We start from the raw sequence: 25202 nt of genomic DNA on the forward strand, positions 1-25202 counted from the left end.
TCGCCCGCCAACAGGGCGAGTGGAACCGGAAATTGACCGTCCGTTCCCGGTCACTGCCTGCGGCAATTGCCACATTCGCCCGGTGAAGTACGGCAACACACCAAAGCGGCCCGTCCCCTCCGTGCGGTGCGGAGGGGGCGGGCCGCGGGGGCCGTGCGCGCGTCCGGTGCAATCAACCCTGGGGAGGTGATGCCTACTTCTTCGGCGCGCCGACCGGCTTTCCGTCGGGCGACATGGCGTACCACGTGCCGCCCACGCCCTGGCCGTTGGTGTCCCCGGGCGCCTGGTCGCCCGAGAAGGTGTACGCCGGCCAGCAGTCGACCGTCATCTGCTTGACGCCGTCGGGGCGGGTGAAGCCCATCAGGCCCTTCTTCTCGATGCCCTTGGTGTCGTCGGCCTTCACCGGGGCGACCGCCGGCCACTTCTCCAGGCAGGCGCCGGTGCAGTGGGAGATCGGGTCGGGCCAGGCCACGTCCTTGATGAAGCGGTAGACCGTCATCCCGTTCTTGTCCACGACGATCTTGCCGAGCTTGGGGTCGGTGCGCACCGACAGGCCGGGCAGGCTCGCCAGGGAGGCCTTCTTGCCGTCGGGGGCGAGCGCGTACCACTTGCCGCCCACGCCCTGGCCGGTGGTCTCACCGGCCTTGGCGTCCTTCGCGTAGCGGTACGCCGGCCAGCCGCCGACGGTCAGCTGCTTGGAGCCGTCGGAGCGGGTGACCTCGCCGAGCAGGGCCTTGTCGATACCGGCACCGGCCGTGGCGTCGTCCGCGGGAACAGGGGGCCACGTCTTGGCGCAGTCGCCGTCACAACTCGACTTCGGCGGCTCGGCGGTGTCCTCGTCGAACCGGTACAGCGTCTTGCCGGCGCCGTCGGTCACCACCTTGCCGAGCTCGGCGTTCTGCGTGACGGCCAGCTTGCCCGCTGAGGCGGCCTGGGCCTGCCCGTCCGCGCCGTAGCCGTTGCCGGGGCTGGCGCTCGCGGAACCGCCGGCGCCGACGCTGCCGTAGTCGCCGGCCGCGGCCGTGGCGCCCACGTTCTGGCTGCCCACCGACGGGCTGCTTTCCTGACCGCACGCCGTCGTCAGGGCCAGCACAGCCGCAGCGCACGCCACGAGTGAGGCGCTCCGCCAGGAGGTCTTCATCGTAACTCCCCATAGATACAAGGGTGTTGCAGCGCCCTGCTGCGCCGCCGCACGGCCATGGGTACGAACGGGACCACCTGTTGTGTTCAACCGCCTCACAAATTTCTTTTCGGAACCTGCGCCACCGGGGCGCCATCTCGCACACGCGTGCGCATCGAAGGGCCCCCGCGGGCGACCCGGTCAAACGGCCGCGGGCGCCTGATCCTCCGTTCGTGCCAATTCCGGCGCGCTCCGGCGTGCCGCGCCGCACCAGGGTTCATGATCTTCGTCGTGCATGGACCCGAAACGACCCAAACCACCCTCACCACAAGGGCGTTGGCGCTCGCCCTGCTGACCTGGCTCCTGGTGGGAGTGCCGGCCGGCACGGCGCGGGCGGACGCGTGCGCGTACGCCTCGGCGGGCCCGGACGGCACCCAGGCGGTGGCGGTCGCCGGCGACCTCCCCTGGCCGATGCCACCGGAGTGCACCACACCGCCGCCGACTCCGAAGCCGCCCCCGACACCGACTCCCACGCCGGCACCGCCGAAGCCGAAGCCCACCCCCACGCGCGAGCCCACGCCGAAACCCGAGCCGCCGCCTCCTCCCGCGCCGGCGCCGCGGCCCGCCCCGCCGCGCCCGAGCGCGCGCCCGACTCCCCCGCCACCACCGCCCCCAACCCCAGCGCCGGCCCCGCCGCCCCCGGCCTCCACACCGATGGCCGAGCACGTGCGCCACGCGGCCGCGGCCCCCGTCGTCTACCCGCGCTACCGGGCGCCGGTGCGGGCCAGGCCGTCGCGCGGCAGCACCTCACCGATCGTCTTCGTCCTGCTCATCACGGCGCCCGCCGTGATCGCCGTCGCCGCCCTGCGCGCGCGCTGACTCCTGGAGGAAACTCTTGCCGGAATGGCTTGTTCTCACCCTCGCGATGCTGGCCGCGTGCGCCGTGGTGGTCATCGTCACCCTCGTCCGGCACCGGGCCGCGCCCGACGACGAGGACACGAGCGAGACCCCGGACGTCATCGAGTACATGACGATGTGGATCGGCGTGGTGTACGCCATCGTCCTGGGCCTGGCCATCGCCGGAGTGTGGGAGGGGCGGAGCGCCGCCGAGGACCACGTACAGGCGGAGGCCGTCGCGCTGCACGAGATCTCGGAGCGGGTCCGGGTGTATCCGGCGGACATCCGCGACCAGATTCGGGAGGATGTCAACGCCTATGTCGGACAAGTCGTCCATACGGAGTGGAGGACGATGGCCGACGAGGGACGGCTCACCCCGCGCGGCGACGAGCTCTTCGGCCGCATCCGCGCGGACGTCACCGACTACCAGCCCAGGACCGACTTCGAGGCCCAGGCCTATCAGCCGCTGCTGGACCAGGTCACCGCGGCGGACCAGGCGCGCAGCGCCCGCGCCGACTCCATGGGGGCGACCATGCCGGGCGTGGTGTGGTTCGGGCTGCTCGCCGGCGCCGTGATCACCATCGGTATGGTCTTCGCGCTGCAGATCCGGCGCACCCTGCGCGAACTGGTCCTCGCCGGGCTGTTCTCCGCCCTCATCGCGTTCCTGCTGTTCCTCATCTGGGACTTCGACGCGCCCTACACCCGCGGCATCACCGCTTCGGTCTCCCCCTATCTGAACCTCTTCCCGCACATCTAGCCCGGGCGGCTCCCCGCCCCGGAAACCGCCGGGGGGACGTGCGCCACGCCGCCGCCGTCCCCTGGGTGGCCCACACGCATGCCCCATTCGCACTACACCAATCGCGCACACGCACGCCTGTTCCTAGCGTTTTGCTCATCGAGGTGCATTTCTCCCGAAAGCGGAAATGGTCCGCAGCTGCTCCTCGGGACCGGAGGAACACCATGCGCGCGATACGTGCCGCTTCGGCCGCGCTGCTGGGCGTCGGCGCCCTCGCCCTCTGCGCACCGGCCGCCGTCGCCAGGGACGACGGCCACAACATCACGCCGTTCGCCTTCAGCGTGCTGCCCTCGACCATCGCGGCCGGCGGTCACGTCACCCTGCATGTGAACCGCGACGGCGACTGCAAGGGGCCGGCCACGGTCCGCTCGGCGGTCTTCGACACGGTCGTCATCCCGCCCCGGCAGTCCTGGGGCAGCGCGACCGTGGACTGGGACGCCAAGCCCGGTGCGATGTACAAGGTGAGGTTCACCTGTGACGGCGCGAGCGGGACCACGGACCTGACCATCGCCGGCGGCCATCCGCGCCACCCCACACCCGTACCGGTCGACCCCACGCCGGTGCCGCTCAACCCGCACCGGGGCGTGCAGGCCGGCGAGGGCGGCAGCATCGCCGGGTTCGACCTCAAGGAGATCGGGATGGGCGCGGCGCTCATCGCGGGCTCGGTCGGGGCGGCGTACCACTTCTCGCGCCGCCGTGGCGAGGACGGCGCCTGACGGGACGACTTCGCCCCGGAACCGAGGTCGGTTCCGGGGCGAAGTCGACGTGCGGTGCGATGTTCCCGGATGCGGTGCTCCGGACGTTCCGTGTTCCGGGCGGGGAAGTTCCCGAAGCGACGGGGACGTTCCGGCGGGCGGAGGTCAGATCCGCCGCTCGGACCTGCGTCGCAGCCAGAAGAAGCCGCCGGCCACGACCGCCGCGGCCACGAGCCCGCCGCCGATGGCCATGTCCGTCGGCGTCGCGCCGCTGGAGCTGCTGCCACCGAGGCCGCCCTGGACACCGCCGATGACGGTGAAGGCGGCCGGGTTCGTCAGCGTCTTGCCCCCGCAGTTGACGGTGATGCTGTGCGAGCCGTTGCGCGCGTCCCGGTTGACCGTGGCCGTTCCTCTGGACGTCTGCGTGTGGTCGACCGGGGTGAGCGGCGTGCTCCGGAATGCTTCCGAGGTCGCCGTGCCGCCGGTCGGGCAGCCGTCGACGGTGATGGTCAGCTGACCGCCCCGGGCGATGACGCTGGGCAGGGCGACGATGTTGCTCGGGTTGATGTTCATGCCGTCGGCCTGGGCCGCCGGTGCGGCAAGGCCGAAGGCGGCGACCGCGGCGGCAGAGACCGCCAGGGCACGATGAGTTGTCATGTGATCCTCCGCGAAAGGCACCCCGGGGGCCGTCCCCGGTCTGTCGGCGAGAAAGCGCCTCCCAGAAAGACCCTCAGATGCCGTGGACCCGCCCGCATTTCGGCAACAGCGGGTAATGGTCCGTATCGGTGAGAGGACACGCCGGGCAATTCCCGCGCATTCCGATATCGCCGCAGGTCACGCGAGCATCGGAAATTTCCTGTCCGCGGCAACTCGGATGGCGCACCGAACTCGTGCGGGCCACCCGTTCGCCCCTGCCCCCGTCGCCGGTTGCCCGCGCGGCATTTAGCGTTGCCGTATGCACGAATGACTCGGCGACGGCCGCGTCGAGAGGGGTCACCAATGGAAGCGTCGGAGCTGGCCGAAGCGGCTGCAGAGGAGGAGCGGCGCAGGAAGCGTGCTCCGTGGGGCGTCATAGCGCTGGTGCTGCTGACCGGCCTCGCCCTCATCCGCAACGGCTCGGGCGAGTTCGACGTCGGCCCGCCGCAGCCCGCCACCGCCGCGGCGGCGGACAGCCGCCTCCCCGGCGCCGCAGGCAGCGTCCAGCCGCTGCCCTACGCCCTGCCCGACCGGGTGCGCATCCCCACCATCCGGGTCGACGCGCCCGTGCTGCCGGTCGGACTCGACGCGGACGGCTGGGTCTCGGCGCCGCCCCCCGAGGACCCCAACCTGGCGGGCTGGTTCACCGGTGGGGTCACCCCGGGCGAGAAGGGCACCGCGGTCGTGGTCGGCCACGTCGACAACAAACAGGGCCCCGCCGTGTTCTACAACCTCGGCGCCCTCAAGAAGGGAAATCGCGTCGAAGTCGCCCGCAAGGACGGAAAGACGGCCGTGTTCGAGATCTACGGCATCGAGGTCTTCGACAAGAACAACTTCCCCGGCGATCGCGTCTACGGCTCCAAGGGCGAACCGGAATTGCGGGTCATCACCTGCGGCGGCGGTTTCTCCAAGAAGACCGGCTACGACGGGAATGTCGTCGTCTTCGCCCGCCTGGTCGAGGTGCAGTAGGAGTTTCCCGGCCGGGCGGGCGGAGATACGACGGTGAAGGGCGCCGTCTTCGTCGCGGTTATGCGGGGCGCCGTCTCGGCACGGTGATGTGGTAGCCGGAATCCAGCAGATGCGGCAGCCACTTGTGCAGGGCGCGGACGGTCTGCGAGCGATTGCCCCCGGCGTCGTGCGAGAGCACCACGACACCGGGGGCGGCGCCGTGCTCGACCCGGTGGACGATGGTGCGGGTGCCGGGCCTGGTCCAGTCGAGGGTGTCGACGGTCCAGGCGAGGGGCTCCATGCCCATCTCGGCGCCGAGTTGGAAGGTGGCGCGGTTCCAGGCGCCGTAGGGCGCGCGGAACCACTGCGGCCGCTCCCCGTACGCCTTCTCGATGACGTCGCTGGTGCGCTCCATCTCGGAGCGGATCCGGGAGCGCCGCATCCGGGTCAGCAGCGGGTGGGTCCAGGTGTGGTTGCCGACGAGGTGCCCGTCGTCGGCCATCCGGGCCAGCAGGTCCTGGTTGTCGACGGCCATCTCCCCGCACACGAAGAACATCGCGGGCACCTCGTACTCGGCGAGCGTGTCCAGGATGCGCGGGGTGTAGCGGGGGTCGGGCCCGTCGTCGAAGGTCAGCACCATGGTGCGGCCGTGCCCGGGCAGCCGCAGGAACGGCTCGTGCCGTACGGCGGTCGGGTCGGGCGCGGCGCGCGGCGCCCCGCCGTATCCGGTCAGCGGCTGCAGGCGGTACGTGGACGGGTTGAGCGCGGCGCGCGCCTGGGGCCCGGCGGCCGGAGCGGGGGCGGGCGCGGCCGCCCCCTCCTCCTCTCCCCCGTCCAGCGCCGGCGCGCCGACGCCGCCTGCCGCACCCAGGGCGGCGGCGCCGGCGATCAACACCCGGCGCCGCGTGAGCAACTGATCGTTTTCCATGCCTCATCAGTCGCCCCGCCGGGGCCCGGCGCCGACAGCAACACGGCAGCGGCCCCGGGAAAACACCCACCCGGCGCAAGCAGCCGGCCCAACGACGGCGTGTCGGCGGCGGGTGCGGGCGAACGCGCCGGTCAGGAGCCGTCAGCGGCGGCGGACCAGTGGGAACGGCAGGGTTTCGCGGATCGTCAGGCCCGTGAGGAACATGACCAGGCGGTCCACGCCGATGCCCAGGCCCCCGGTGGGCGGCATCGCGTACTCCAGGGCGTCGAGGAAGTCCTCGTCCAGCTCCATCGCCTCCGGGTCGCCGCCGGCGGCCAGCAGGGACTGGGCGGTCAGCCGCCGGCGCTGCTCGACCGGGTCGGTCAACTCCGAGTAGGCGGTGCCCAGTTCCGTGCCGAAGGCGACCAGGTCCCAGCGTTCGGCCAGGCGCGGGTCGGTGCGGTGCTGGCGGGTCAGCGGGGAGACGTCGGTGGGGAAGTCCTTGTAGAAGGTGGGCAGTTCCGTCCGCTCCTCGACCAGTCGCTCGTACATCTCCAGGACGACGTCGCCGCGTCCGTCGTCGGCGGTGTACGGCACGCCCGCGCGGTCGCACAGCCGCTGCAGCCGCGGCAGGTCGGTGCCGGCCTCGACCTCCTCCCCCAGGGCTTCGGAGATCGCGCCGTGGACCGTCTTGACCGGCCAGGCGCCCGAGATGTCGTACTCCTTGCCCTCCTTGCGGGCGACGGGCGAGCCGAAGGCGGCCGTGGCCGCGCCCTGGATCAGTTCGCGGGTGAGGTCGAGCATCACGTCGTAGTCGGCGAAGGCCTGGTAGGCCTCCAGCATCGTGAACTCGGGGTTGTGCTTGTAGGAGACGCCCTCGTTGCGGAAGGTGCGGCCGAGTTCGAAGACCTTCTCCAGGCCGCCCACGCACAGCCGCTTCAGATACAGCTCGGGGGCGATGCGCAGGTACAGGTCGAGGTCGTAGGCGTTGATGTGGGTGGTGAAGGGGCGGGCGTTGGCGCCGCCGTGGATCTGCTGGAGCATCGGCGTCTCGACCTCGAGGTAGCCGCGCTCCAACAGGCCCTGGCGCAGCGCCTGCACGGCGGTGGAGCGGGCGCGGATCACCGCGCGGGCGTCGGGGCTGGACATCAGGTCGACGTAGCGCATGCGGACCTTGGCCTCGGGGTCGGCGAGGCCGTGGCGTTTGTCGGGCAGCGGGCGCAGGCACTTGCCGATGAGCCGCCAGTCGGTGACGAAGATCGTCGGCTCGCCCTTGTCGCTGACGTCCGCCGTGCCGCTGACGGTGATCTGGTCGCCGATGTCGGTGTCGGCGGTGAAGCGGTCGAGGGCGGGGCCGCAGCGGTCGCGGGTGAGGGCGAGTTGGTGGTCGCCGGACCAGTCGCGCAGCACGACGAAGACGATGCCGCCGAAGTCCCGTACGAGCATGATCCGGCCGGCGACGGTGACCTGGTCGCCCGCCCTGACGTCGGCGAGGGCGTGGGTGCGGCGCGGGATGCCGACCGGGTAGGGGTCGATGCCGTCGGCGCGCAGCCGGTCCAGGGTGCGGTGTCGGATGCGGACCTGTTCGGGCAGGCCGGCGTGGGGATCGCCGGGCCCGGCCTCGTCCCCTCCGGCGAGGCCGAGCGCCGACAGCGACGGCAGGCCCTCGGTGGTCGCGGGCCTGGACGCGCCTCTCGAGTGCCCCTTTCCCCAGAGTTTGCGCAGCGAAGGTACGGAGACGAAGCCCTCGGCGATGCCGGAGGCCAGGCCGATGCGGGCCAGCGAGCCGGTGTCGCCGTAGCAGATGAAGCGCGGGTACCACTGCGGGCGGTACTTGGCGTTGGACCGGTACAGGGCCTCCAGCTGCCACCACCTGGAGAAGAACAGCAGCAGGCGCCGCCACAGCCGCAGGACGGGTCCGGCGCCGATGCGGGCGCCCTCCTCGAAGGCCGAGCGGAAGACGGCGAAGTTCAGCGAGACGCGGCGCACGCCCAACTTCGGGGCGGCGGCGCACAGCTCGGCGACCATGAACTCCATGACGCCGTTGGGCGCCGTGCGGTCACGGCGCATCAGGTCGAGGGAGACGCCGTCGCGGCCCCAGGGCACGAAGGACAGCAGCGCGAGCAGGCGGCCGTCCTCGCTGAGCGCCTCCACGAGCAGGCAGTCGCCGTCGTCCGGGTCGCCGAGGCGGTCCAGGGCCATGGAGAAGCCGCGTTCCGTCTCGGTGTCGCGCCAGGCGTCCGCCTTGTCGACGACCTCCTCCATCTCCTCGTCGGTGAGGGTGGCGTGCCGGCGGATGCGGCAGTGGGCTCCGGTGCGGCGCACCCGGTGCACCGCCTGCCGGGTCACCCTCATGTCGCGGCCGTCGAGGTCGAAGTCGGCGACGTACAGGATCGCCTCGTCGCCGAGCTGGAGCGCGCCGAGTCCGGCGCGTGCGAAGGCGCGGGCGCCGTCCTCCGAGGCGCCCATGGCGGCGGGCGCCCAGGCGTGCCGGCGGGCCACGTCCAGCCAGGCCCCGATGGCGTGCGGCCAGGCCTCGCGGTCGCCGACGGGGTCGCCGCTGGCGAGGCAGACGCCGGCCTCGACGCGGTAGGTGACGGCCGCCTTTCCGCTGGGCGAGAAGACGACGGCCTTGTCCCGGCGGGTGGCGAAGTAGCCGAGGGAGTCCTCCTCGCCGTAGGCCCTGAGCAGGGCGCGGATGCGGGGCTCCTCGTCGCCGTGCAGGGCGGATTCCATGCGCTGCGAACGGAACAGGGTCGCGGCGGCGTTGAGCAGCGCGAGGGCGCCGAACAGGCCGAGCAGGAAGTACAGGCCGCGCGGCGGGCTGCCGTCGAAGGAGCGGCTGGAGACGAGTCCGCCGCAGACGCGGTTGGCGGCCCACAGCAGGCGCTGTCCCTCGGGGAGCGTGCCGGGGAAGAGGGCCACCAGCCCCCAGCCGACGAGGATGCCGACGAGCAGCCCGGCGAGCAGGACGAGCAGGGCGCGGCGGACGGCGGCGCGGCGGGTGGCGGCGTAGAACTCCCGGCGGGCGGCGATGAGCAGGGCCAGCGCGAGGGAGCAGACGACGAGGGAACCGATGGACTCGGCGTACAGGCCGAGCGCCACGCCGAGGACGTCGGTGAGGACCAGCAGGCCGAGGTAGATGACGACCAGCCACCAGGCGATCTTCTTGCGGGCGGCGGTCGCGGCGGCGAGCAGGAAGAGGAAGACGGCGTAGGCGAGGTTGGCGCTGACCGGGACGATGATGAGGTCGAGGAAGCGGACCACGGGCCGCAGCAGGACGCGCAGCGGCCGGATGAGGGCCAGCAGCACGCACAGCAGCCCCAGGGCGCCGAAGAAGGTTCCGAAGGCCTCCGGCACCTTGCTCATCGGCCCGTGTCCGGGCGGCCGTGTCGGGCCCGTCGTCGCCTGGGGCGGGGAGGCCTCCGCGGTGGCACTCATGCTTTCGAGAGTAGGAAGTACCGGGCCGCCTCGCCCGTCGAGCCCGGATATCGGCGCGACCTGCGGCTTCCGATAGCCTCACAGCCGTGACGGAACACCACTCGCATCAGTTCGAGCGGGGCACGGACGGGCCCAAGGTCATCGTGGTCGGGGTGGACGGCTCGGACACCTCCATGCGCGCCGCGGCATATGCCGGTGGCCTGGCCAGGCGCCAGGGCGCGCTGCTCGCCGTCGTCTACGTGCAGCCGGTCATGGCCGCGGGCGCGGCCATGGGGGCGCCGGTCGCCGAGACGACGGACGAGATCGCGGAGGAGCTGATCGCCTACATCCGGGACGCGACGGAGCGGCTGAAGGGGATATTCGAGGTGCGCTGGGAGTTCCACACCTTCCGCGGCGACCCCTACGGCGGCCTGGTGAAGGCGGCGGACGAACTGAAGGCCGACGCGGTGGTGGTGGGCGCCTCCGAGCAGGCCGGCCACCGGATCGTGGGCTCGGTGGCGGTCCGGCTGGTGAAGGCCGGGCGGTGGCCGGTGACGGTCGTGCCGTAGGCCCCGTCCGTCGAGCGGGTGTCTGCGCGGCGTCTTCCCTGCCTCGCGCCCCTGAGCCATCATGATCGGCGGTCAGCCGTTGCCGAACGTGAAGAGGTGGGGCGCATGGCCCGGCTCCGTATGGGCGAAGGGATTCTCCGCCGCAAACCGATCGAGCACATCGAGGACACGGAAGCCGGCGAGGGCCCCCGCCTGGAACGCTCGTTGGGGCTGTGGCAGCTGACCGCGATCGGCGTCGGCGGCATCATCGGCGCCGGCATCTTCACCCTCGCCGGGACGGTCGCCAACGGCACGGCGGGTCCCGCGGTCGTCATCTCCTTCCTCATCGCGGGCGTCGCGAGCGCGGCGGCCGCGCTGTCGTACGCCGAGTTCGCCGGGCTCATCCCGAAGGCCGGTTCGGCCTACACCTACGGCTACGCGGTGCTCGGCGAGTTCGCCGGCTGGTTCATCGGCTGGGACCTGCTGCTGGAGTACACGGCGATCGTGGCCGTCGTCGCGATCGGCATCTCCGGGTACTTCAGCTTCCTCGTCGAGGACATGGGCGCCGAGCTGCCGAAGTGGATGCTGGGCGCCCCGAGCACCGGCGACGGGCACAAGGTCGACCTGTTCGCGGCGGTGCTGTGCCTGCTGATCGCGTATCTGCTCAACCAGGGCATCAAGAACGCCGCCCGCTTCGAGACGTTCGTCGTGGTGCTCAAGGTCCTGGTCGTGCTGCTGGTGATCGGCGTCGGCGTCTTCCACATCGACACCGGCAACTACCACCCGTTCTTCCCCTACGGCATCGGCGGCGCGTTCACGGGTGCGGCGACGGTGTTCTTCGCGGTCTTCGGCTACGACGCCATGTCGACCGCGGCCGAGGAGTCCAAGGACGCGGCACGGCACATGCCGAAGGCGATCATCTACTCGCTGATCATCTCGATGGTCCTGTACGTGGCCGCGTGCCTGGTGCTGACCGGCATGCAGAACTACAAGGACATCGACAAGGAGAGCGGCTTCTCCACGGCGTTCAAGTCGGTGGGGCTCAGCGGGCTCGCGGACGTGATCGCGGTGGGCGCGATCATCGGCATCCTCACCGTGATGTTCACCTTCATGCTGGGCGTGACCCGGGTGTGGTTCTCCATGTCGCGGGACGGGCTGCTGCCCAAGTGGTTCGCCAAGACGCACCCCACCCGGCACGTGCCGACGCGCGTGACGTGGATCGTCGGCGTGGCCTCGGCCCTCATCGCCGGCTTCCTGCCCATCGCCGAGGCGGCCGAACTCACCAACATCGGCATCCTGTTGGCGTTCGTGGTGGTCTGCGCGGCGGTGATCGTCCTGCGCTACCGCCGCCCCGAGCTCCCCCGCTCCTTCCGCACCCCCTGGGTGCCGGTCGTGCCGGCGGTGGGCATCGTCGCCTCCATCTGGCTGATCACATACCTGCAGTGGCAGACCTGGGTCCGGTTCGCCGTGTGGTTCCTGATCGGGGTGGTCATCTACTTCGGCTACTCGTACCGACGCTCGGAGCTGGCCCGGGTGCGGCCGGGGACCGACGCCTAGCGGTACGGGCGTCCGGGGGTGCGGCTCCGGGCTACTCGCCCATCACGAGGCCGGCCTTCGCCGCACCGCGGCTGAGGACCACGTCGCGGATCGCGTCGCGTGCGGCCTTCACGTCGGCACCCTGGCGGAGTGCCTGGTTGAGGTTGACGACCCGGCCCGCGTCGACGTCGAAGAGCTGCGGGACGAACTCCGCCTTCGCGACCTCCCAGCGTCCGCCCGGCTTCGCGGGCGGGCCGAAGGTGAAGCGGCCGAGGGTGGACTCGTTGCCGCGCGGGTCCTTCACGCCCTGGTTGTTGGTCATCTCCCCGGCGATCTGGTCGCCCATGCCGTAGACCACCCAGGTCCCGTTGACCTTCTCGTACGCCTGCGGGACATGGGCGTGGGTGCCGAGGATGAGGTCGATGTCGGGGCGGCCGCCGGTGCGCGCGGCGGTGAGCTGCCGGGCCAGGGTGAGCTGCTGCGCGTCGGGGGCGTCCTGCCATTCGGTGCCCCAGTGCAGGGAGACGACGACCACGTCGGCGCCCGCGCGCCGGGCGGCGCGGGCGTCGGCCACGATCGCGTTCTCGTTCATGAGGTTGACGGCCCAGGGCTGTCCGGCGGGCAGCGGTTTGCCGTTGGTGTCGAAGGTGTAGGCGAGGTGGGCGACCTTCGCGGGGCCCGCGCGCAGCATCGTGACGGTGTGCGCCTCGGCCTCCGTGCGCGCCGAGCCGGCGTGCCGTACGCCCACCGCGTCGAGGGTGTCGAGGGTGCGGCGGATGCCCTGGGCGCCGTCGTCGAGGCTGTGGTCGGAGGCCGTGGAGCAGCCGTCGTAGCCGGTGGCGGCGAGCGCCTGGGCGATCTCGGGCGGCGACTTGAAGTCGGGGGAGCCGGTGTAGTCACCGTTCGCGCCGTAGACGGTCTCCATGTGACACAGCGCCAGGTCGGCACGGGAGACGACGGGTTCGGCGCCGGAGAGCATCGGGCGGAAGTCGTAGGCGGTGCCGCCGCCGTCGAAGCGCGCCCGGTCGATGACGGGGCTGTGCGGCAGGACGTCGCCGGAGGCGACCAGCGTGAATCCGCGCGCGGCGGCGGGTGCCGGCCGTCCCGCACCGGAGGTCGGATGACGGTGCTGGGCCTGACAAGCGGCGCCCGCGGCCAGAACGGCCGTCAGGGCGAGGGCAACCTGTCGTCTGCGTGCAATCATCGGCTCACCCCACTGTGATCCTATTTACGGACAAATAGGTACGAAGTTGGGAGCGCCCCCAAACAACCCCGCTACGCCGATTGGCCCGTACGGCACCTCCGACCGGCGCACGGCGGGTCCGCGCGCGCCGTCCGGAACCGTTCGTCGAACCGTTCGCCGACGCGATCGACCGTCCGCCGCAGATCCGGGTGCTCTCTCTGTCCCGGAAGGGCGGCCTGCGGTGCCATACGGCCATGACGGCCGGACCCACCCTCACGCACGCGACGACCGCCGAGCACGAACTCGCCGCGCTCCAGCGGGAGCACGGACGACCCCTCTTCGCCCTGCTGCTCCGGCTCTGCGACGGCGATCGGCAACGCGCCGAGGACCTCGTGCAGGAGACCCTCGTACGCGCCTGGCAGCACCCCGAGGCGCTGCGCGCCGACGACTTCGACTCCGTACGGCCCTGGCTGATGACCGTGGGGCGGCGGCTCGCCATCGACGCCCGGCGGGCCCGGCAGGCGCGTCCGCCCGAGGTCGGGGACGCGATCCTGGAGCACACCCGGGTGATCGGCGACCACGCCGAGCGGGCCGCCGCGACCCTCGACGTACGCGAGGCTGTGAAGACACTCACTCCGGAGCACCGTGAAGTCCTGGTGCTCGTGTACTTCCAGGGGGCGAGTGTGGCGGAAGCCGCGGAAACCCTGGGGATTCCGCCCGGTACGGTGAAGTCCCGCGCGTACTACGCGTTGCGCGCCCTGCGCCGGGTGCTACCGGGTTATGCGGCCGACCTGCGGTGAAACGGACTGCCAAGTCAAACCTCGGTAAAGCGCCTTGCTGAAGACATGCGTTGAGCAATGGGCTGTCTTCATCCGTGTTCCGGACTGGGGGCCCGGGATCCCGGACGGGATCTCGGGCCGGGCGACGCGCACGCACCGGAGGAAGGCAGGAAGGGATGCTGCACAGAGGTCACAAGAGCACGGACGGAGCCGGCGGCGATGAACTGGTCGTCCCCATGGCCTGGCTGTACGCCGAGTACATCGCCGACGAACTGCTGCGGACGGGCGACCTGATGCCGCCGACGTCCTTCGAGTTCCGGGCCGGTCGCGACGCCCTGGCGCTGACCATCTTCCTGTCGGACACGGACGGCGAGCTCCCGGGCATCCGGGTGGTCTCCCAGCTGGAGAACTGGCTGTCGCTGACGGCCTACGACCAGCCGTGGCAGGACTGGGTGCGCGAGCGGATGGCCCTGCTGGGCGCCGAGGCGGCCGAAGCGGGCGGTCCCGCGCCCGACTTGGAACTGGCCGAGGCGGCCTGGCGCTGGCTGGAGGAGACCGAACTTCTGGCGCCCGATCTGAACGCGGTGCCCGGCGGCGCCGTAGTCGGCGAGGACGACGGACCGAAGGTATGGACGAAGGCGTGGCAACTGGGGCTGCCGCTCGGCCACCTCGCCATCCACCTTTTTTAGATTCGTCCGGTCTCGGACCAATCCGCGTGCCCGGTCGCTCCGAATCCCTTGGTTGCGATTCTGTGGATGCCTTGAGTGATTCGACTGTCTGGTGCGTACCGGTGGGAGCAAGGAGTAACACCCCCCGCACCCAACGGCACGAGGATTCGGCATGTGGTCGTCCCAGGAGAGGCATCGCGACGTCGCCGCGTACGCGCTCGGCGTGCTGGACGAGGCGGACGCCTTCCGCTTCGAGGACCACCTCATGGAGTGCGCGCGCTGCGCCGCCTCCGTGACCGAATACGGGCCCATCACCCGGCAGATGATGCTGTACCGCCGGGCGACGCCACGGTTCGTGAGCCCCCTGACGAAGCCCGGCCCGCAGTTGCTGGACCGGCTGATGGCGGCGGTGGCGGCCCGGCACCGGGCCGGCCGGCGGCGCTTCATCTTCGCCCTGGCGGCGTCCGCGGCGATCGCCGTCGCCGGGCCCGGCATCACCATGGCCGTGGACCACGGCGGCGGTGACAGCACCGTGCGGATCGCGGCGACCGACGCCCACTCGGGCGTCTGGGCGCAGGTCACGTCCCAGGACGCGGAGACGGGCAGCCAGGTCAAGCTGGAGATCAAGGACGGCGCGGGCCCTCGCTCGTGCCGGCTGATCGCCGTCGGCCACGACAACTCCGAGGAGACCGTGACCAGCTGGACCGTCCCCGGCCACGACGCCCGCGCGATCACCATGCGGGGCAGCTCGGCCATGCACACCGGCGAGATCGCCCGCTACGACGTGCGGACGGCCGACGGCGAGCACCTGGTGACCCTTCAGGCCCGCTGACCCCGGGGCGAAGCGGGGCCGCCACTACTTCAGCAGCCGTGACATCCTCCGGTCCGCGAGCGGCTTGCCGCCCGTCTGGCACGTCGGGCAGTACTGCAGCGAGGAGTCGCTGAAGGAGACCTCGCGGATGGTGTCGCCGCACACCGGGCAGGGCTCGCCGGTGCGGCCGTGCACCCGCAGGCCGCTCTTCTTCTCCGCCTTCAGCCGGCCCGCCGCCACGCCCCGGGAGCGCTCGACGGCCTCGGTGAGCGTGCCCCGCAGGGCCGCGTGGAGACGGTCGGTCTCCTCGGGGGTCAGGGACGCGGCCAGCTTGTAGGGGGACATCTTCGCGGCGTGCAGGATCTCGTCGCTGTACGCGTTGCCCACCCCGGCGATCAGGCTCTGGTCGCGCAGGGCGCCCTTGATCCGGCGGCGCTCGGACTTCAGCAGGTCTCCGAGGCGTGCGGCGTCGAAGTCCGGGGCGAGCGGGTCGGGGCCGAGGCGGGCGACGCCCGCGATCTCCTGGGGGTCCTGGACGACGTAGACGGCGAGGCGCTTCTGGGTGCCCGCCTCCGTGAGGTCGAAGCCCTCCCCCGTCTCCAGGGCGACGCGCAGCGCGAGCGGGCCCTTGCCCGGGCGGGGCGGGCCGTCGGGCAGTCGGTCCTTCCACTGCAGCCAGCCCGCGCGGGCCAGATGGGTGACGAGGTGCGGGCCGCCGTCCGTGACGAGGTCGAGGAACTTGCCGTACCGGTGCACGGCGGTGACCTCGTGGCCCTCCAGCGCCGACAGCGGCGGGTCGTACGTCTTCAGGACGCTGATCGCGACGGGCAGCACCCGCACGATCTCGTGACCGACCAGGTGCTCCGTCAGGAAGTCCTTGAGCGCTTCGACCTCGGGCAGTTCCGGCATACGTCCAGAGTGCCACCCGGCACCGACAGTGCCAGGCGGGATGGGTGCGGTCGGTGCCGGGCGGGACCGGCTCGGTCGAGGGGGTTCAGTCTCCGGGCGGGACCTGGAACTCGCACCACACGCACTTGCCGCCGCCACGCGCCTCCACGCCCCACGCGTCCGTGAGCAGGTCGACCAGGAGCAGGCCGCGCCCGGAGACGCCCGACTCACCCGCCTCGCGGCGGCGCGGCAGGGCGCTGGAGGAGTCCTCGACCTCCACGCGCAGCCGGCGTTCGCTGCCCGTGAGCACCCTGAGGGTGACGATCGCGGAGCCCTCGGTGTGCATCAGTGCGTTGGTGATCACCTCGTCGGCGACCAGCTCGATCTCGTCGGCGCGCTCCGCCGCGCCCCAGGCGCGGACCGCGGCGCGGATCATGTGCCGGGCCTGGGTCAGGGCCTCCGGGTCCCCCGGTGCCACGTGCTGCTGGAGCCGGCCGCCGGCCTGGGTGGTGTCCGGTCCGCGGCGGCGCAGCAGGAGCAGGGCCACGTCGTCGTCGCCGCCGCGCTCCTCCGCCACGTCGATCAGGCAGTCCGCGAGGTCCCGTACGTCGTCCGGGCCCGCGGCGATGAGGGCGGTGAGCACCTGCACGCCGTCGTCGAGGTCGGTGCCGGGCTGTTCGACCAGGCCGTCGGTGCACAGCAGCAGGGTGTTGCCGGGGTCGAGCTCCAGGGTGCCGACCGGGTACTCCAGGCGCCCGAACTCCGCCGACAGGCCGAGCGGCAGCCCGCCCGGGACGGGCACCCGGCGGCAGCTGCCGTCGGTGTGCCGGATCAGCGGGTCGATGTGGCCTGCGCGCACCACCTGCACCACGCCGGTGGACAGGTCCGCCTCCGCGTACAGACAGGTCGCGAAGCGGTCGGTGTCGAGTTCGTGCAGGAAGACGGAGGCGCGGGCCATCACGGTGGCGGGGGTGTGGCCCTCGGCCGCGTAGGCGCGCAGGACGATGCGCAGCTGGCCCATGACGGCGGCCGCGTGCGTGTCGTGTCCCTGGACGTCGCCGATGACGGCGCCGACCCGCCCGCCGGGCAGCGGGATGAGGTCGTACCAGTCGCCGCCGATGTCGCGGCCGAGGGAGGCGGAACGGTAGCGCACGGCGACGTCGGCGCCGCGGACGCTGGGGATGGTGCGCGGCAGCATGGCCTGCTGGAGGCCGGAGGCGACGTCCTTCTCCTGCTCGTAGAACATGGCCCGCTGCAGGCTCTGGGCGATGCTGCTGCCGAGGGCGAGCAGGACGTTGCGCTCCTCGGCGGAGAAGCCGCGCCGGTCGTTGTAGAGCAGGCCCATGGCGCCGATCGGCCGGGCCTGGACGATCAGCGGCAGATAGGCGGCGGACGTGATGTTCAGGTCGGTGATGTGCGGCCACAGCACCGGATAGCCCTCGGCGAACTCCTCCGGCGACTCGATGAAGCGCGGCGTCAGGGTCCGTACGACGTCGCTCATCGGGTACGGCTCGTCGATCCGGGTGACGAGGGTGCCGGGGACGAAGCTGCCCGCCGGCCCCTCGGCGATCAGGCGGATGCGGCCGGCCTCGACCAGGCCCATGACCAGGCTGGTGGCGCCGAGGTGGGTGAGGCCGTGGGTGTCCTTGACGACGTCGATGACGTCCTGGACGGTGCGGGCGTGGGCCAGGGCGGCCGTGGTGAGCTGGACGACGTTGGTCTGGTGGCGCCGGGCCGCGTCCTGGGCGTCCCGCTCGTCGCGGGCCTCGCTCTCGCTCAGCTCCTGGGTGGCGTCCCGGACGATGCCGATGATCCGGCGCGGGCGGCCCGTCTCGTCGCGCCGGATGTAGCCCTGGGTGTGGGTCCAGCGCAGGGTGCCGTCGCGGCGGCGGAGGCGGAAGTAGGCGCCGTAGTTCTCGCTGCCGTCCTTCATGGCCTGGGCGACGAGGCTGTCCAGGCGGTAGGCCTCGGCCGTGGGGACGCGCACCGCGAGGCTCTCGGGGTGGTCGTCGTACTCGTCGGGGCGCAGGTCGAAGACCTCGTGGGCCTGGGCGTCCATGTGGAACAGACCGCTGTCCAGGTCCCAGTCGAAACTGCCCATGAGGTTGAGCGCCAGGATCGGGTCCGGGTGGGCGGGCCAGTCGTCCGGGAGAGACAGGGCGCTCGCTCCCCGATCAACCATGGAGCCACCTTGCCAGGATTCGTCCGATACTTCGACCGGGGAGCACACGGGATGTGAGGTATTTCGCGGCTCCCCGGCCGAGGTCGGTGGTCAGCTGTGGAGGATGCCCGTGGGGCTGTCGAAGATGATGCTGGTCGTGGTGTCGTCGGGGATCAGGCCGCCGCCGTCGGGCTGATCGGGGGTGTCCGGCACGGTGTCCGGGCCGGTCTGGTCCGGGTCGGCCGGGGTGGACGCGGTCGACGGGTCGTCCGGGGTGGACGGGGCCGCGGAGGAGTTCTGCGGGTGTCCGGGCATGGTCGTCGCGGGTGCGGTGCCCGTGACGGTCGCCGTCGGGCAGTCGGTGGGCTCGGAGGACGGCGCCGTGGGGGGTACGGCGTCGCCGGACTCGGCGGACGGCGTCGCGGAGGGCGCGGCGTCGGTGGCGTCCGGTGGGACGGTCACCGTCGGGGGCGGGGTCGCGCAGTCGCTGGACGGGGCGGACGGCGACGGGGTCCTGCCGCCCGCACTCTCGCTCGGACCGGTGCCGGAGGCGCTGCCGTCCGGGTCCGGTGTGGGCCGCGGGGTGAGGCTCGCGGGCGGGGGTACGACGCGGTCGTGCTGGACGTCGTGCCCCACGTGCCGCTCGATCCACGTCCGGTGCCCGGCGTCGATGATCGTGATGTCCGTGACGACCTGGGGTGCCGGTGTCACCACGATCACCTGGGCGGGCCGGTAGCCGGGCCAGGCGGAGCCGTTCGTCCGGCCGCCCTGGGTCGTGCCGGCCGCCTTGAGCGGATTGCCGCATGCGCAGCGGACGCGGGGCATGCCCCGGTTGTCGACGAGGACGGCGGTGCCGGCCTGGAGCACGGACGGGAAGGTGGTGGTCCGGCCGGCGCGGTAGCCGTGGTTGGTGACCAGGGTGTCGGCACGCAGCACCACCGGGGCGAGGCCGCGCAGATAGTCCGGCAGGGACGCCGGGGAGACGCCGGCGACCTGGGCGAAGGCGCGGGCCTTGGCCCGGTCCGCGGTCAGTTGGCCGATCTGGCGGTTCACGTCGCAGCTGCCGACGTGCGCGGTGCCCGCGTAGAGCCCGGGCATGGAGCCCGGGATGGCGCGCACCGCCCCCGAACCGTCCGGCTGCGACGAGTCGTCAGGCTGGGACGGGCCGGCGACGGGTGACGCGACGGCCGTGGAACCGGTGAAGGGGTCGGGGCCCTGGTCCGCGACGGGCTGCAGGAAGACCTCCGCGCCCGTCTTCGGGGCCGCCTCGCCACTGCCGCCGCACCCGGCGACGAGGAGCGCCGCCGAGAGCATGCAGGCCGTGGCGAGGGCTCGGGTCGCTCTGCGCACCTCGACCTCCCACCTCATTCCGGACAATTCGCCACTATTGTTTGCTTCACCCTCTTGGGTTACGCAAGCGGAAGACGGATAAGCGGAGAGTGACGCGGGGTTCGGCGCGCGACAGGGCGCCAGGGCGACAATGGGAGCGAGGAGCGCACGGCCGTGGACTGGTTCACCGCACCCGGGTACTGGCTGAGCCGGCTGGTCTTCCAGCGGGCCCTGGCCGGGTTGTACCTGGTGGCCTTCCTGACGGCGGCCCTCCAGTTCCGGGCGCTGATGGGCGAGCGGGGCATGCTGCCCGTCCCCCGGTATCTCCGGCAGGTGCAGTTCCGGCAGGCGCCGAGCCTGTTCCAACTGCACTATTCCGACCGCTTCTTCGCGGCCTGCGCCTGGACGGGCTGCGTGGTCTCGGCGGCGCTGCTCGCCGGGGCGGACTCCCGGCTCCCGCTCTGGGCCGGGATGGTGCTGTGGCTGGTCCCCTGGGTCCTGTACCTCTCGATCGTCAACGTGGGCCAGACCTGGTACGCCTTCGGCTGGGAGTCCCTGCTGCTGGAGGTCGGTTTCCTGGCGGTGTTCCTCGGCAACGACGAGGTGGCCCCGCCCCTCGTGGTCCTCTTCCTGCTGCGCTGGATCCTGTTCCGGGTGGAGTTCGGCGCGGGTCTGATCAAGATGCGCGGCGACGCCTGCTGGCGGAAGCTGACGTGCCTGGACTTCCATCACGAGACGCAGCCCATGCCGGGTCCCCTGAGCTGGTTCTTCCACCATCTCCCGCGGCCCCTGCACCGGGTGGAGGTGGCCGCCAACCACGTCACCCAACTCGTGGTGCCGGTGCTGCTGTTCACCCCTCAGCCGGTCGCCACGGCCGCCGCGTCCCTGATGATCGTCACCCAGCTGTGGCTGGTGCTGTCGGGCAACTTCGCCTGGCTGAACTGGATCACCATCGTGCTCGCCGTCTCCGCGCTGGAACTCCCGTCCGGCGCACCGTCACCCGTCCCGGACACCCCCCTCTGGTACGAGGTCCTGGTCCTCGCCGTCGCCGCCGTGCTGCTCGCCCTCAGCTACCAACCGGTCCGCAACATGATCTCCCGCCGCCAGGTCATGAACCGCTCCTTCGACCCCCTCCACCTGGTCAACACCTACGGGGCGTTCGGCAGCGTCAGCCGGCTGCGCTACGAGGTGGTCATCGAGGGCACGGACGAGCCGGTACCGCGCGAGGACTCCGACTGGCGCGAGTACGAGTTCAAGGGCAAGCCCGGAGACCCGCGCCACTGGCCCCGCCAGTTCGCCCCCTACCACCTGCGCCTGGACTGGCTGATGTGGTTCGCCGCCCTCTCCCCCTCCTACGCCGGCGCCTGGTTCAGCACACTGGTGGAGCGCCTCCTCGAGAACGACCGCGCCACCCTGCGCCTCCTGCGCCGCTCCCCCTTCCCACCCGACGCCCCGCCCCGCTACATCCGCGCCCGCCTCTTCCGCTACGAGTACACGAGCTGGCGCGAGCTCCGGGAGACGGGCGCGTGCTGGGAGCGGACGTTCGTACGCGAGTACCTGCCACCTACGCGGCTGGCGGGGGTGACTCAGAGGTCGTAGACGCGGGTGGCGGTGGCGCCGAAGAGCTGCGTGCGCTCGGCCGGACTGAGGTCGCCCGTCAACTCCCGCGTGATGTCCAGCACTTCCCCGTACGCCGCCCGTTCCGTGCACACCGGCCAGTCCGAGCCGAACATCAGGCGGGACGGGCCGAAGGCCTGCAGGGCCGTGTCCGTGTAGGGGCGCAGGTCGGTGACGGTCCACGTGACGGACGCCTCTGTGAGCAGGCCGGAGAGTTTGGCCGTCGTGTTGGGGAGGGCCGCCAGGGCCTGGAGGCCGGAGGACCAGGGCGCGAGGGTGCCCGAGGCGATGGGGGGCTTCGCCAAGTGGTCCAGGACGAAGGTCAGTTCGGGGAGGGTCGCCGCCGCCTTCGCGCAGGCCGGGAGGTGGTGCGGGAGGACGATGAGGTCGTAGACGAGTCCCGCCGCCGCCACGGCGGCCAGGCCGCGGCGGACGTCCGGGCGCAGCAGCCAGTCGGGGTCCGGTTCGGCCTGGACCTGGTGGCGGATGCCCTTGAGGTGGTGGCCGCCGGGGAGTTCGCGCAGGCGGGCGAGTTCGTCGGCGACGTCCGGGCGGGTGAGGTCGGTCCAGCCGACCACGCCCGCGATCAGGTCGTGCGATGCGGCCAGCGCCAGGAACTCCGGGGTCTCCTCCGGGACGGTGATCGTCTGGACGAGGACCGTGCGGTCGACGCCGGCCGCCCGCGCCTCGGGTTCGAGGTCGGCGAGCGTGAAGTCGCGGCGGATCGGGCTGTGTTCGGGGATCCAGTCCTGGTCGCGGACCGACAGGTCCCAGACGTGGTGGTGGGCGTCGACGGTCACGGCAGCTCCCAGACCACCGGCAGCCCGGCGTCCGCGCCCTCGCCGGAGTAGTCGTGCACCACGTCCAGCAGCTCCGCCATACGGGCCTGCCAGGCGACGTTGACCGGAAGCTTCTCCAGCTCGGCGAGGAGGCGGGCGTAGTCCTCGCAGTCCAGCAGGTGGAAGAGGTCGGTGCCGCTGCGCCAGATCGTCCAGGAGGTGGCGCCGGCCGCGCGGATCGCGGCCGTGAGCTCCTCGGGGACCTCGCGGTGGGCGGCCTCGTACTCGGCGACGCGGTCCGCGCGGACCTTGGTGTGCAGGGCGACTCTCAAGACGGCTCCTCGGTGGGGACGGGGGCGTCGGGGGGCAGGAGGCCGGTGTCGCGCAGCTCCTGCCAGAAGCCGGCCCGGACCGGCGCGGCGAACTGCTCGGCGCAGTCGCGGACCTCGGCCGCCGAGCGGGTGCCGACCAGGACGCTCACGACCGCCGGATGCGCGGCGCAGAAGGCGAGGGCGGCGGCGCGCAGGGTGGTGCCGTGCCGGTCGGCGAGCGTCTTCAGGCGCAGGGCACGGTCCAGCAACTCGGGTGGCGCCTGCGCGTAGTTGTACGTCGCTCCCGGCCTCGGGTCGGCCAGCAGGCCGGAGTTGAAGGCGCCGCCGACCACGACGGAGGTGCCGCGTTCCTGTGCGGCGGGCAGCAGGTCGGTGAGGGCGCGCTGGTCGAGCAGGGTGTAGCGGCCGGCGCACAGCACCATGTCGACGTCGGTGTCGCGGACGAAGCGGGTGAGCATCTCCGCCTGGTTCATGCCGGCTCCGATCGCGCCGACGACGCCTTCCGAGCGCAGCTTCTCCAGCGCCGGATAGCCCTCGTGGAAGGCCTGTTCGGCGTGGTCGTCGGGGTCGTGCAGGTAGACCGCGTCGACGCGGTCGAGGCCGAGCCGGGTCAGGCTCTCCTCCAGGGAGCGGCGTACGCCGTCGGCGCTGAAGTCCCACACCCTGCGGTGCGTGGCGGGCACGGCGAAGCCGTTCGCGAGGTCGTCGCCGCCCGCGCCGGACGGCTCCAGGCGGCGGCCGACCTTGGTGGAGATCGTGTACGCGGTGCGCGGGTGGGCGCGCAGCGCGGCGCCCAGCCGCCGTTCGGACAGGCCGATGCCGTAGTGCGGCGCCGTGTCGAAGTAGCGCATCCCCGCCGACCAGGCGGCGTCGACTGCCGCGTGGGCCTGTGCGTCGCTCACCGCGGTGTAGAGGTTCCCGATGCCGGCCGCGCCGAAGCCCAGCGGGCCGACCTCGACGCCGCTCCTGCCGAGCTTCCTCACTGGCCCACCGGCCTCAGGCGCAGGCCCTGCATGCCGCCGTCCACCGCGAGGGAGGTGCCGGTGGTGGCGCCGGACAGGGGGCTCGCCAAGTAGGCGACGGCGCCCGCGACTTCGTCGGCCGAGACGAGCCGGCCGGTGGGCTGGCGGGCCGCCAGGGCGGTGCGCTCGGCGGCGGGGTCCGGGGCCTTGGCGAGCAGGCGGCCGATCCACGGGGTGTCCACCGTGCCGGGGTTGACGCAGTTGACGCGGATGCCCTCGCGGACGTGGTCGGCGGCCATGGCGAGGGTCAGCGAGTACACGGCGCCCTTGGACGCGCTGTAGAGCGCCCGCTGCGGCAGGCCCGCGGTGGCGGCGATGGAGCAGGTGTTGACGATGGCCGCGTGCCGCGAGGCGCGCAGATGCGGGAGGGCGGCACGGGTGACCCGCACCATGCCGAGCACGTTGACGTCCAGGACGCGGTGCCACTCGGCGTCGTCGTTGTCCTCGACGGTGCCCTGGGCGCCGATGCCCGCGTTGTTGACCAGGACGTCGAGCCCGCCGAGCTCGGCGACCGCGGCGGCCACCGCCTCACGTACGGAGGCGTCGTCGGTGACGTCGGCGCGGTGGGCGAGCAGCGGCTTCTCGACCGAGGAGGGGTCGAGGTCGAGGACGGCGACCTGGGCGCCGCGGGCGGCGAGGAGTTCGGCCGTGGCCCGCCCGATCCCGGACGCCCCGCCCGTCACCAGGGCCTTCAGACCCTCGAAGTCCGTCATGCCGCCCGTCCTTTCTTCGCGTCGCGGTCGGCGACCCAGAAGGCGCCGTCGGGGAAGGAGTACCGCGCGATCGACTCGGGCCGCATGGCGGCCGAGAAGCCCGGCGCGGTGGGTGCCGTGTAGTGAGCGTCGCGGATCACGACCGGATCGAGGAAGTGGTCGTGCAGATGGTCGACGTACTCGATGACCCGGTCCTCGACGGAGCCGGAGATGCCGATGTAGTCGAACATCGAGAGGTGCTGGACGAGTTCGCACAGGCCGACGCCGCCCGCGTGCGGGCAGACGGGCACGCCGAACTTGGCCGCGAGCAGCAGGATGGCGAGGTTCTCGTTGACGCCGCCGACGCGGGCGGCGTCGATCTGGACGATGTCGAGGGAGCCGGCCTGCAGCATCTGCTTGAAGATGATGCGGTTGTGCACGTGCTCGCCGCCGGCGACCTTGACCGGGGCGACGGCCTCGCGGATGACTGCGTGCCCGAGGATGTCGTCGGGGCTGGTCGGCTCCTCGATCCAGTACGGGTCGAACTCGGCGAGCGCCTTCGTCCAGCGGATCGCCTCGGCGACGTCCCAGCGCTGGTTGGCGTCGATGGCCATGCGGATGTCCGGGCCGATGACCGAGCGGGCGACGCGGCAGCGCCGTACGTCGTCCTCCAGGTCCGCGCCGACCTTCAGCTTGATCTGGCGGAAGCCGTCGGCGACGGCCTGGGCGGCGAGCCGGGTGAGTTTCTCGTCGCTGTAGCCGAGCCAGCCCGCGGAGGTGGTGTAGGCGGGGTAGCCGCGCTCCAGCAGCAGGGCGGTCCGCTCGGCGGCGCCCTGCCGGCCGCGGCGCAGGATCTCCAGCGCCTCGGCGGGCGTCAGCGCGTCCGTCAGGTACCTGAAGTCGATCTGCTCGACGAGCCATTCGGGGTCGGCGTCGGCGAGCAGCCGCCACAGGGGCTTCTCGGCGCGCTTGGCCGCGAGGTCCCACACGGCGTTGACGACCGCGCCGATCGCCATGTGCATCACGCCCTTCTCGGGCCCCAGCCAGCGCAGCTGGCTGTCGCCGATCAGGTCCCGGTAGAGGGTTCCCGGGTTGGCGCACACCTCCTCGACGGACCGCCCGACCAGGTGGTGGCGCAGTGCCTGGATCGCGGCGACCTGGACCTCGTTGCCCCGCCCGATGGTGAAGGTGAAGCCGTGTCCCTCCGGCCCGTCCGCGCCCTCCTCGGATTCCGTGCGCAGCACCACGTACGCGGCCGAGTAGTCGGGGTCCGGATTCATCGCGTCGGAGCCGTCGAGCTCGCGCGAGGTCGGGAAACGGATGTCGTGGGTGTCTACCGCGGAGATCCGGCAGGAGGGGCGGGGCGTCGGGGACACGG

23 protein-coding genes are annotated in these 25202 nt (G+C 72.1%); 10 read left to right on the forward strand and 13 right to left on the reverse strand.

From position 1 onward, the window contains the following. Positions 1-193: 193 nt before the first annotated feature. Positions 194-1141, reverse strand: coding sequence for an SCO0930 family lipoprotein (locus tag ACFU97_RS15265; protein ID WP_384255859.1), 948 nt, complete (start codon positions 1139-1141; stop codon positions 194-196). Between the two features lie 693 nt (positions 1142-1834). On the opposite strand from ACFU97_RS15265, the gene ACFU97_RS15270 reads away from it, so the two are divergent. From ACFU97_RS15270 to ACFU97_RS15280, 3 genes are all read left to right on the forward strand, one after another. Beyond that, the gene (locus ACFU97_RS15270) at positions 1835-1999 is read left to right on the forward strand and encodes a hypothetical protein (protein ID WP_384255862.1); all 165 of its coding nucleotides are present in this window, start codon (positions 1835-1837) and stop codon (positions 1997-1999) included. A 16-nt stretch (positions 2000-2015) separates the two neighbouring features. Beyond that, complete coding sequence (locus ACFU97_RS15275; RefSeq protein ID WP_384255865.1) at positions 2016-2774, forward strand: hypothetical protein; 759 nt, start codon at positions 2016-2018, stop codon at positions 2772-2774. 203 nt (positions 2775-2977) lie between these two features. Beyond that, on the forward strand, positions 2978-3529 hold the full coding sequence (locus ACFU97_RS15280; RefSeq protein ID WP_384255868.1) for a hypothetical protein: 552 nt from the start codon (positions 2978-2980) through the stop codon (positions 3527-3529). 144 nt (positions 3530-3673) lie between these two features. On the opposite strand, the gene ACFU97_RS15285 is transcribed toward ACFU97_RS15280, so the two are convergent. Then, positions 3674-4165, reverse strand: coding sequence for a hypothetical protein (locus ACFU97_RS15285; RefSeq protein WP_384255871.1), 492 nt, complete (start codon positions 4163-4165; stop codon positions 3674-3676). A 342-nt stretch (positions 4166-4507) separates the two neighbouring features. Here ACFU97_RS15285 and ACFU97_RS15290 point away from each other — a divergent pair, with 342 nt between their 5' ends. Then, positions 4508-5173, forward strand: coding sequence for a class F sortase (locus ACFU97_RS15290; protein WP_384255874.1), 666 nt, complete (start codon positions 4508-4510; stop codon positions 5171-5173). Between the two features lie 58 nt (positions 5174-5231). Here the strand turns inward: ACFU97_RS15290 and ACFU97_RS15295 are convergent, their stop codons facing one another. After that, the gene (locus ACFU97_RS15295) at positions 5232-6080 is read right to left on the reverse strand and encodes a polysaccharide deacetylase family protein (protein ID WP_384255877.1); all 849 of its coding nucleotides are present in this window, start codon (positions 6078-6080) and stop codon (positions 5232-5234) included. Between the two features lie 141 nt (positions 6081-6221). Further along, positions 6222-9500, reverse strand: a complete 3279-nt coding sequence (gene lysX / locus ACFU97_RS15300) for a bifunctional lysylphosphatidylglycerol synthetase/lysine--tRNA ligase LysX (protein ID WP_384255880.1) — start codon at positions 9498-9500, stop codon at positions 6222-6224. 86 nt (positions 9501-9586) lie between these two features. Here lysX and ACFU97_RS15305 point away from each other — a divergent pair, with 86 nt between their 5' ends. Both ACFU97_RS15305 and ACFU97_RS15310 read left to right on the forward strand, forming a co-directional pair. Beyond that, positions 9587-10048, forward strand: a complete 462-nt coding sequence (locus ACFU97_RS15305) for a universal stress protein (protein WP_384255883.1) — start codon at positions 9587-9589, stop codon at positions 10046-10048. Positions 10049-10153: 105 nt separating this feature from the next. After that, positions 10154-11584: an amino acid permease gene (locus ACFU97_RS15310; protein WP_384255886.1), complete on the forward strand. Its 1431-nt coding sequence runs from the start codon at positions 10154-10156 to the stop codon at positions 11582-11584. A 31-nt stretch (positions 11585-11615) separates the two neighbouring features. On the opposite strand, the gene ACFU97_RS15315 is transcribed toward ACFU97_RS15310, so the two are convergent. After that, complete coding sequence (locus ACFU97_RS15315; protein ID WP_384255889.1) at positions 11616-12767, reverse strand: CapA family protein; 1152 nt, start codon at positions 12765-12767, stop codon at positions 11616-11618. Positions 12768-13000: 233 nt separating this feature from the next. On the opposite strand from ACFU97_RS15315, the gene ACFU97_RS15320 reads away from it, so the two are divergent. From ACFU97_RS15320 to ACFU97_RS15330, 3 genes are all read left to right on the forward strand, one after another. Continuing rightward, positions 13001-13546 carry a sigma-70 family RNA polymerase sigma factor gene (locus tag ACFU97_RS15320; RefSeq protein ID WP_384255891.1) on the forward strand — a complete coding sequence of 182 codons (546 nt, stop codon included), beginning with the start codon at positions 13001-13003 and terminating at the stop codon, positions 13544-13546. Positions 13547-13701: 155 nt separating this feature from the next. After that, the gene (locus ACFU97_RS15325) at positions 13702-14214 is read left to right on the forward strand and encodes a hypothetical protein (RefSeq protein ID WP_384255894.1); all 513 of its coding nucleotides are present in this window, start codon (positions 13702-13704) and stop codon (positions 14212-14214) included. Positions 14215-14365: 151 nt separating this feature from the next. Continuing rightward, entirely contained in the window at positions 14366-15025 is a 660-nt protein-coding gene (locus ACFU97_RS15330; protein WP_384255897.1) for a zf-HC2 domain-containing protein, read from the forward strand. 24 nt (positions 15026-15049) lie between these two features. Here the strand turns inward: ACFU97_RS15330 and ACFU97_RS15335 are convergent, their stop codons facing one another. The 3 genes from ACFU97_RS15335 to ACFU97_RS15345 all read right to left on the reverse strand — a co-directional run bounded on the left by ACFU97_RS15335 (position 15050) and on the right by ACFU97_RS15345 (position 19403). Next, complete coding sequence (locus ACFU97_RS15335) at positions 15050-15913, reverse strand: Fpg/Nei family DNA glycosylase (RefSeq protein ID WP_384255900.1); 864 nt, start codon at positions 15911-15913, stop codon at positions 15050-15052. 85 nt (positions 15914-15998) lie between these two features. After that, positions 15999-18074, reverse strand: coding sequence for a SpoIIE family protein phosphatase (locus tag ACFU97_RS15340; protein ID WP_384255903.1), 2076 nt, complete (start codon positions 18072-18074; stop codon positions 15999-16001). Between the two features lie 90 nt (positions 18075-18164). Further along, positions 18165-19403 carry a DUF6777 domain-containing protein gene (locus ACFU97_RS15345; protein ID WP_384255906.1) on the reverse strand — a complete coding sequence of 413 codons (1239 nt, stop codon included), beginning with the start codon at positions 19401-19403 and terminating at the stop codon, positions 18165-18167. 153 nt (positions 19404-19556) lie between these two features. Here ACFU97_RS15345 and ACFU97_RS15350 point away from each other — a divergent pair, with 153 nt between their 5' ends. Beyond that, positions 19557-20981: a lipase maturation factor family protein gene (locus ACFU97_RS15350; RefSeq protein ID WP_384255909.1), complete on the forward strand. Its 1425-nt coding sequence runs from the start codon at positions 19557-19559 to the stop codon at positions 20979-20981. On the opposite strand, the gene ACFU97_RS15355 is transcribed toward ACFU97_RS15350, so the two are convergent. Genes ACFU97_RS15355 through ACFU97_RS15375 form a run of 5 tightly spaced genes read right to left on the reverse strand, consistent with a single transcriptional unit; the run spans position 20969 to position 25200 of the window. After that, on the reverse strand, positions 20969-21799 hold the full coding sequence (locus tag ACFU97_RS15355) for an amidohydrolase family protein (RefSeq protein ID WP_384255912.1): 831 nt from the start codon (positions 21797-21799) through the stop codon (positions 20969-20971). The two genes, ACFU97_RS15350 and ACFU97_RS15355, sit on opposite strands and share 13 nt — an antisense overlap. Next, positions 21796-22110, reverse strand: coding sequence for an L-rhamnose mutarotase (locus ACFU97_RS15360; protein WP_384255915.1), 315 nt, complete (start codon positions 22108-22110; stop codon positions 21796-21798). The genes ACFU97_RS15355 and ACFU97_RS15360 overlap by 4 nt, the downstream gene beginning before the upstream one ends. Beyond that, positions 22107-23093 (reverse strand): aldo/keto reductase, encoded by a 987-nt coding sequence (locus ACFU97_RS15365; protein ID WP_384255917.1) that lies wholly within the window; start codon positions 23091-23093, stop codon positions 22107-22109. Before ACFU97_RS15365 ends, ACFU97_RS15360 begins: the two co-directional genes overlap by 4 nt. Then, on the reverse strand, positions 23090-23845 hold the full coding sequence (locus ACFU97_RS15370; RefSeq protein ID WP_384255920.1) for an SDR family NAD(P)-dependent oxidoreductase: 756 nt from the start codon (positions 23843-23845) through the stop codon (positions 23090-23092). Before ACFU97_RS15370 ends, ACFU97_RS15365 begins: the two co-directional genes overlap by 4 nt. Further along, complete coding sequence (locus tag ACFU97_RS15375; RefSeq protein WP_384255922.1) at positions 23842-25200, reverse strand: L-fuconate dehydratase; 1359 nt, start codon at positions 25198-25200, stop codon at positions 23842-23844. Before ACFU97_RS15375 ends, ACFU97_RS15370 begins: the two co-directional genes overlap by 4 nt. Positions 25201-25202: the final 2 nt, after the last annotated feature.

It is taken from the genome of Streptomyces sp. NPDC057616 (assembly GCF_042800575.1).
Classification (GTDB): Bacteria; Actinomycetota; Actinomycetes; order Streptomycetales; family Streptomycetaceae; genus Streptomyces.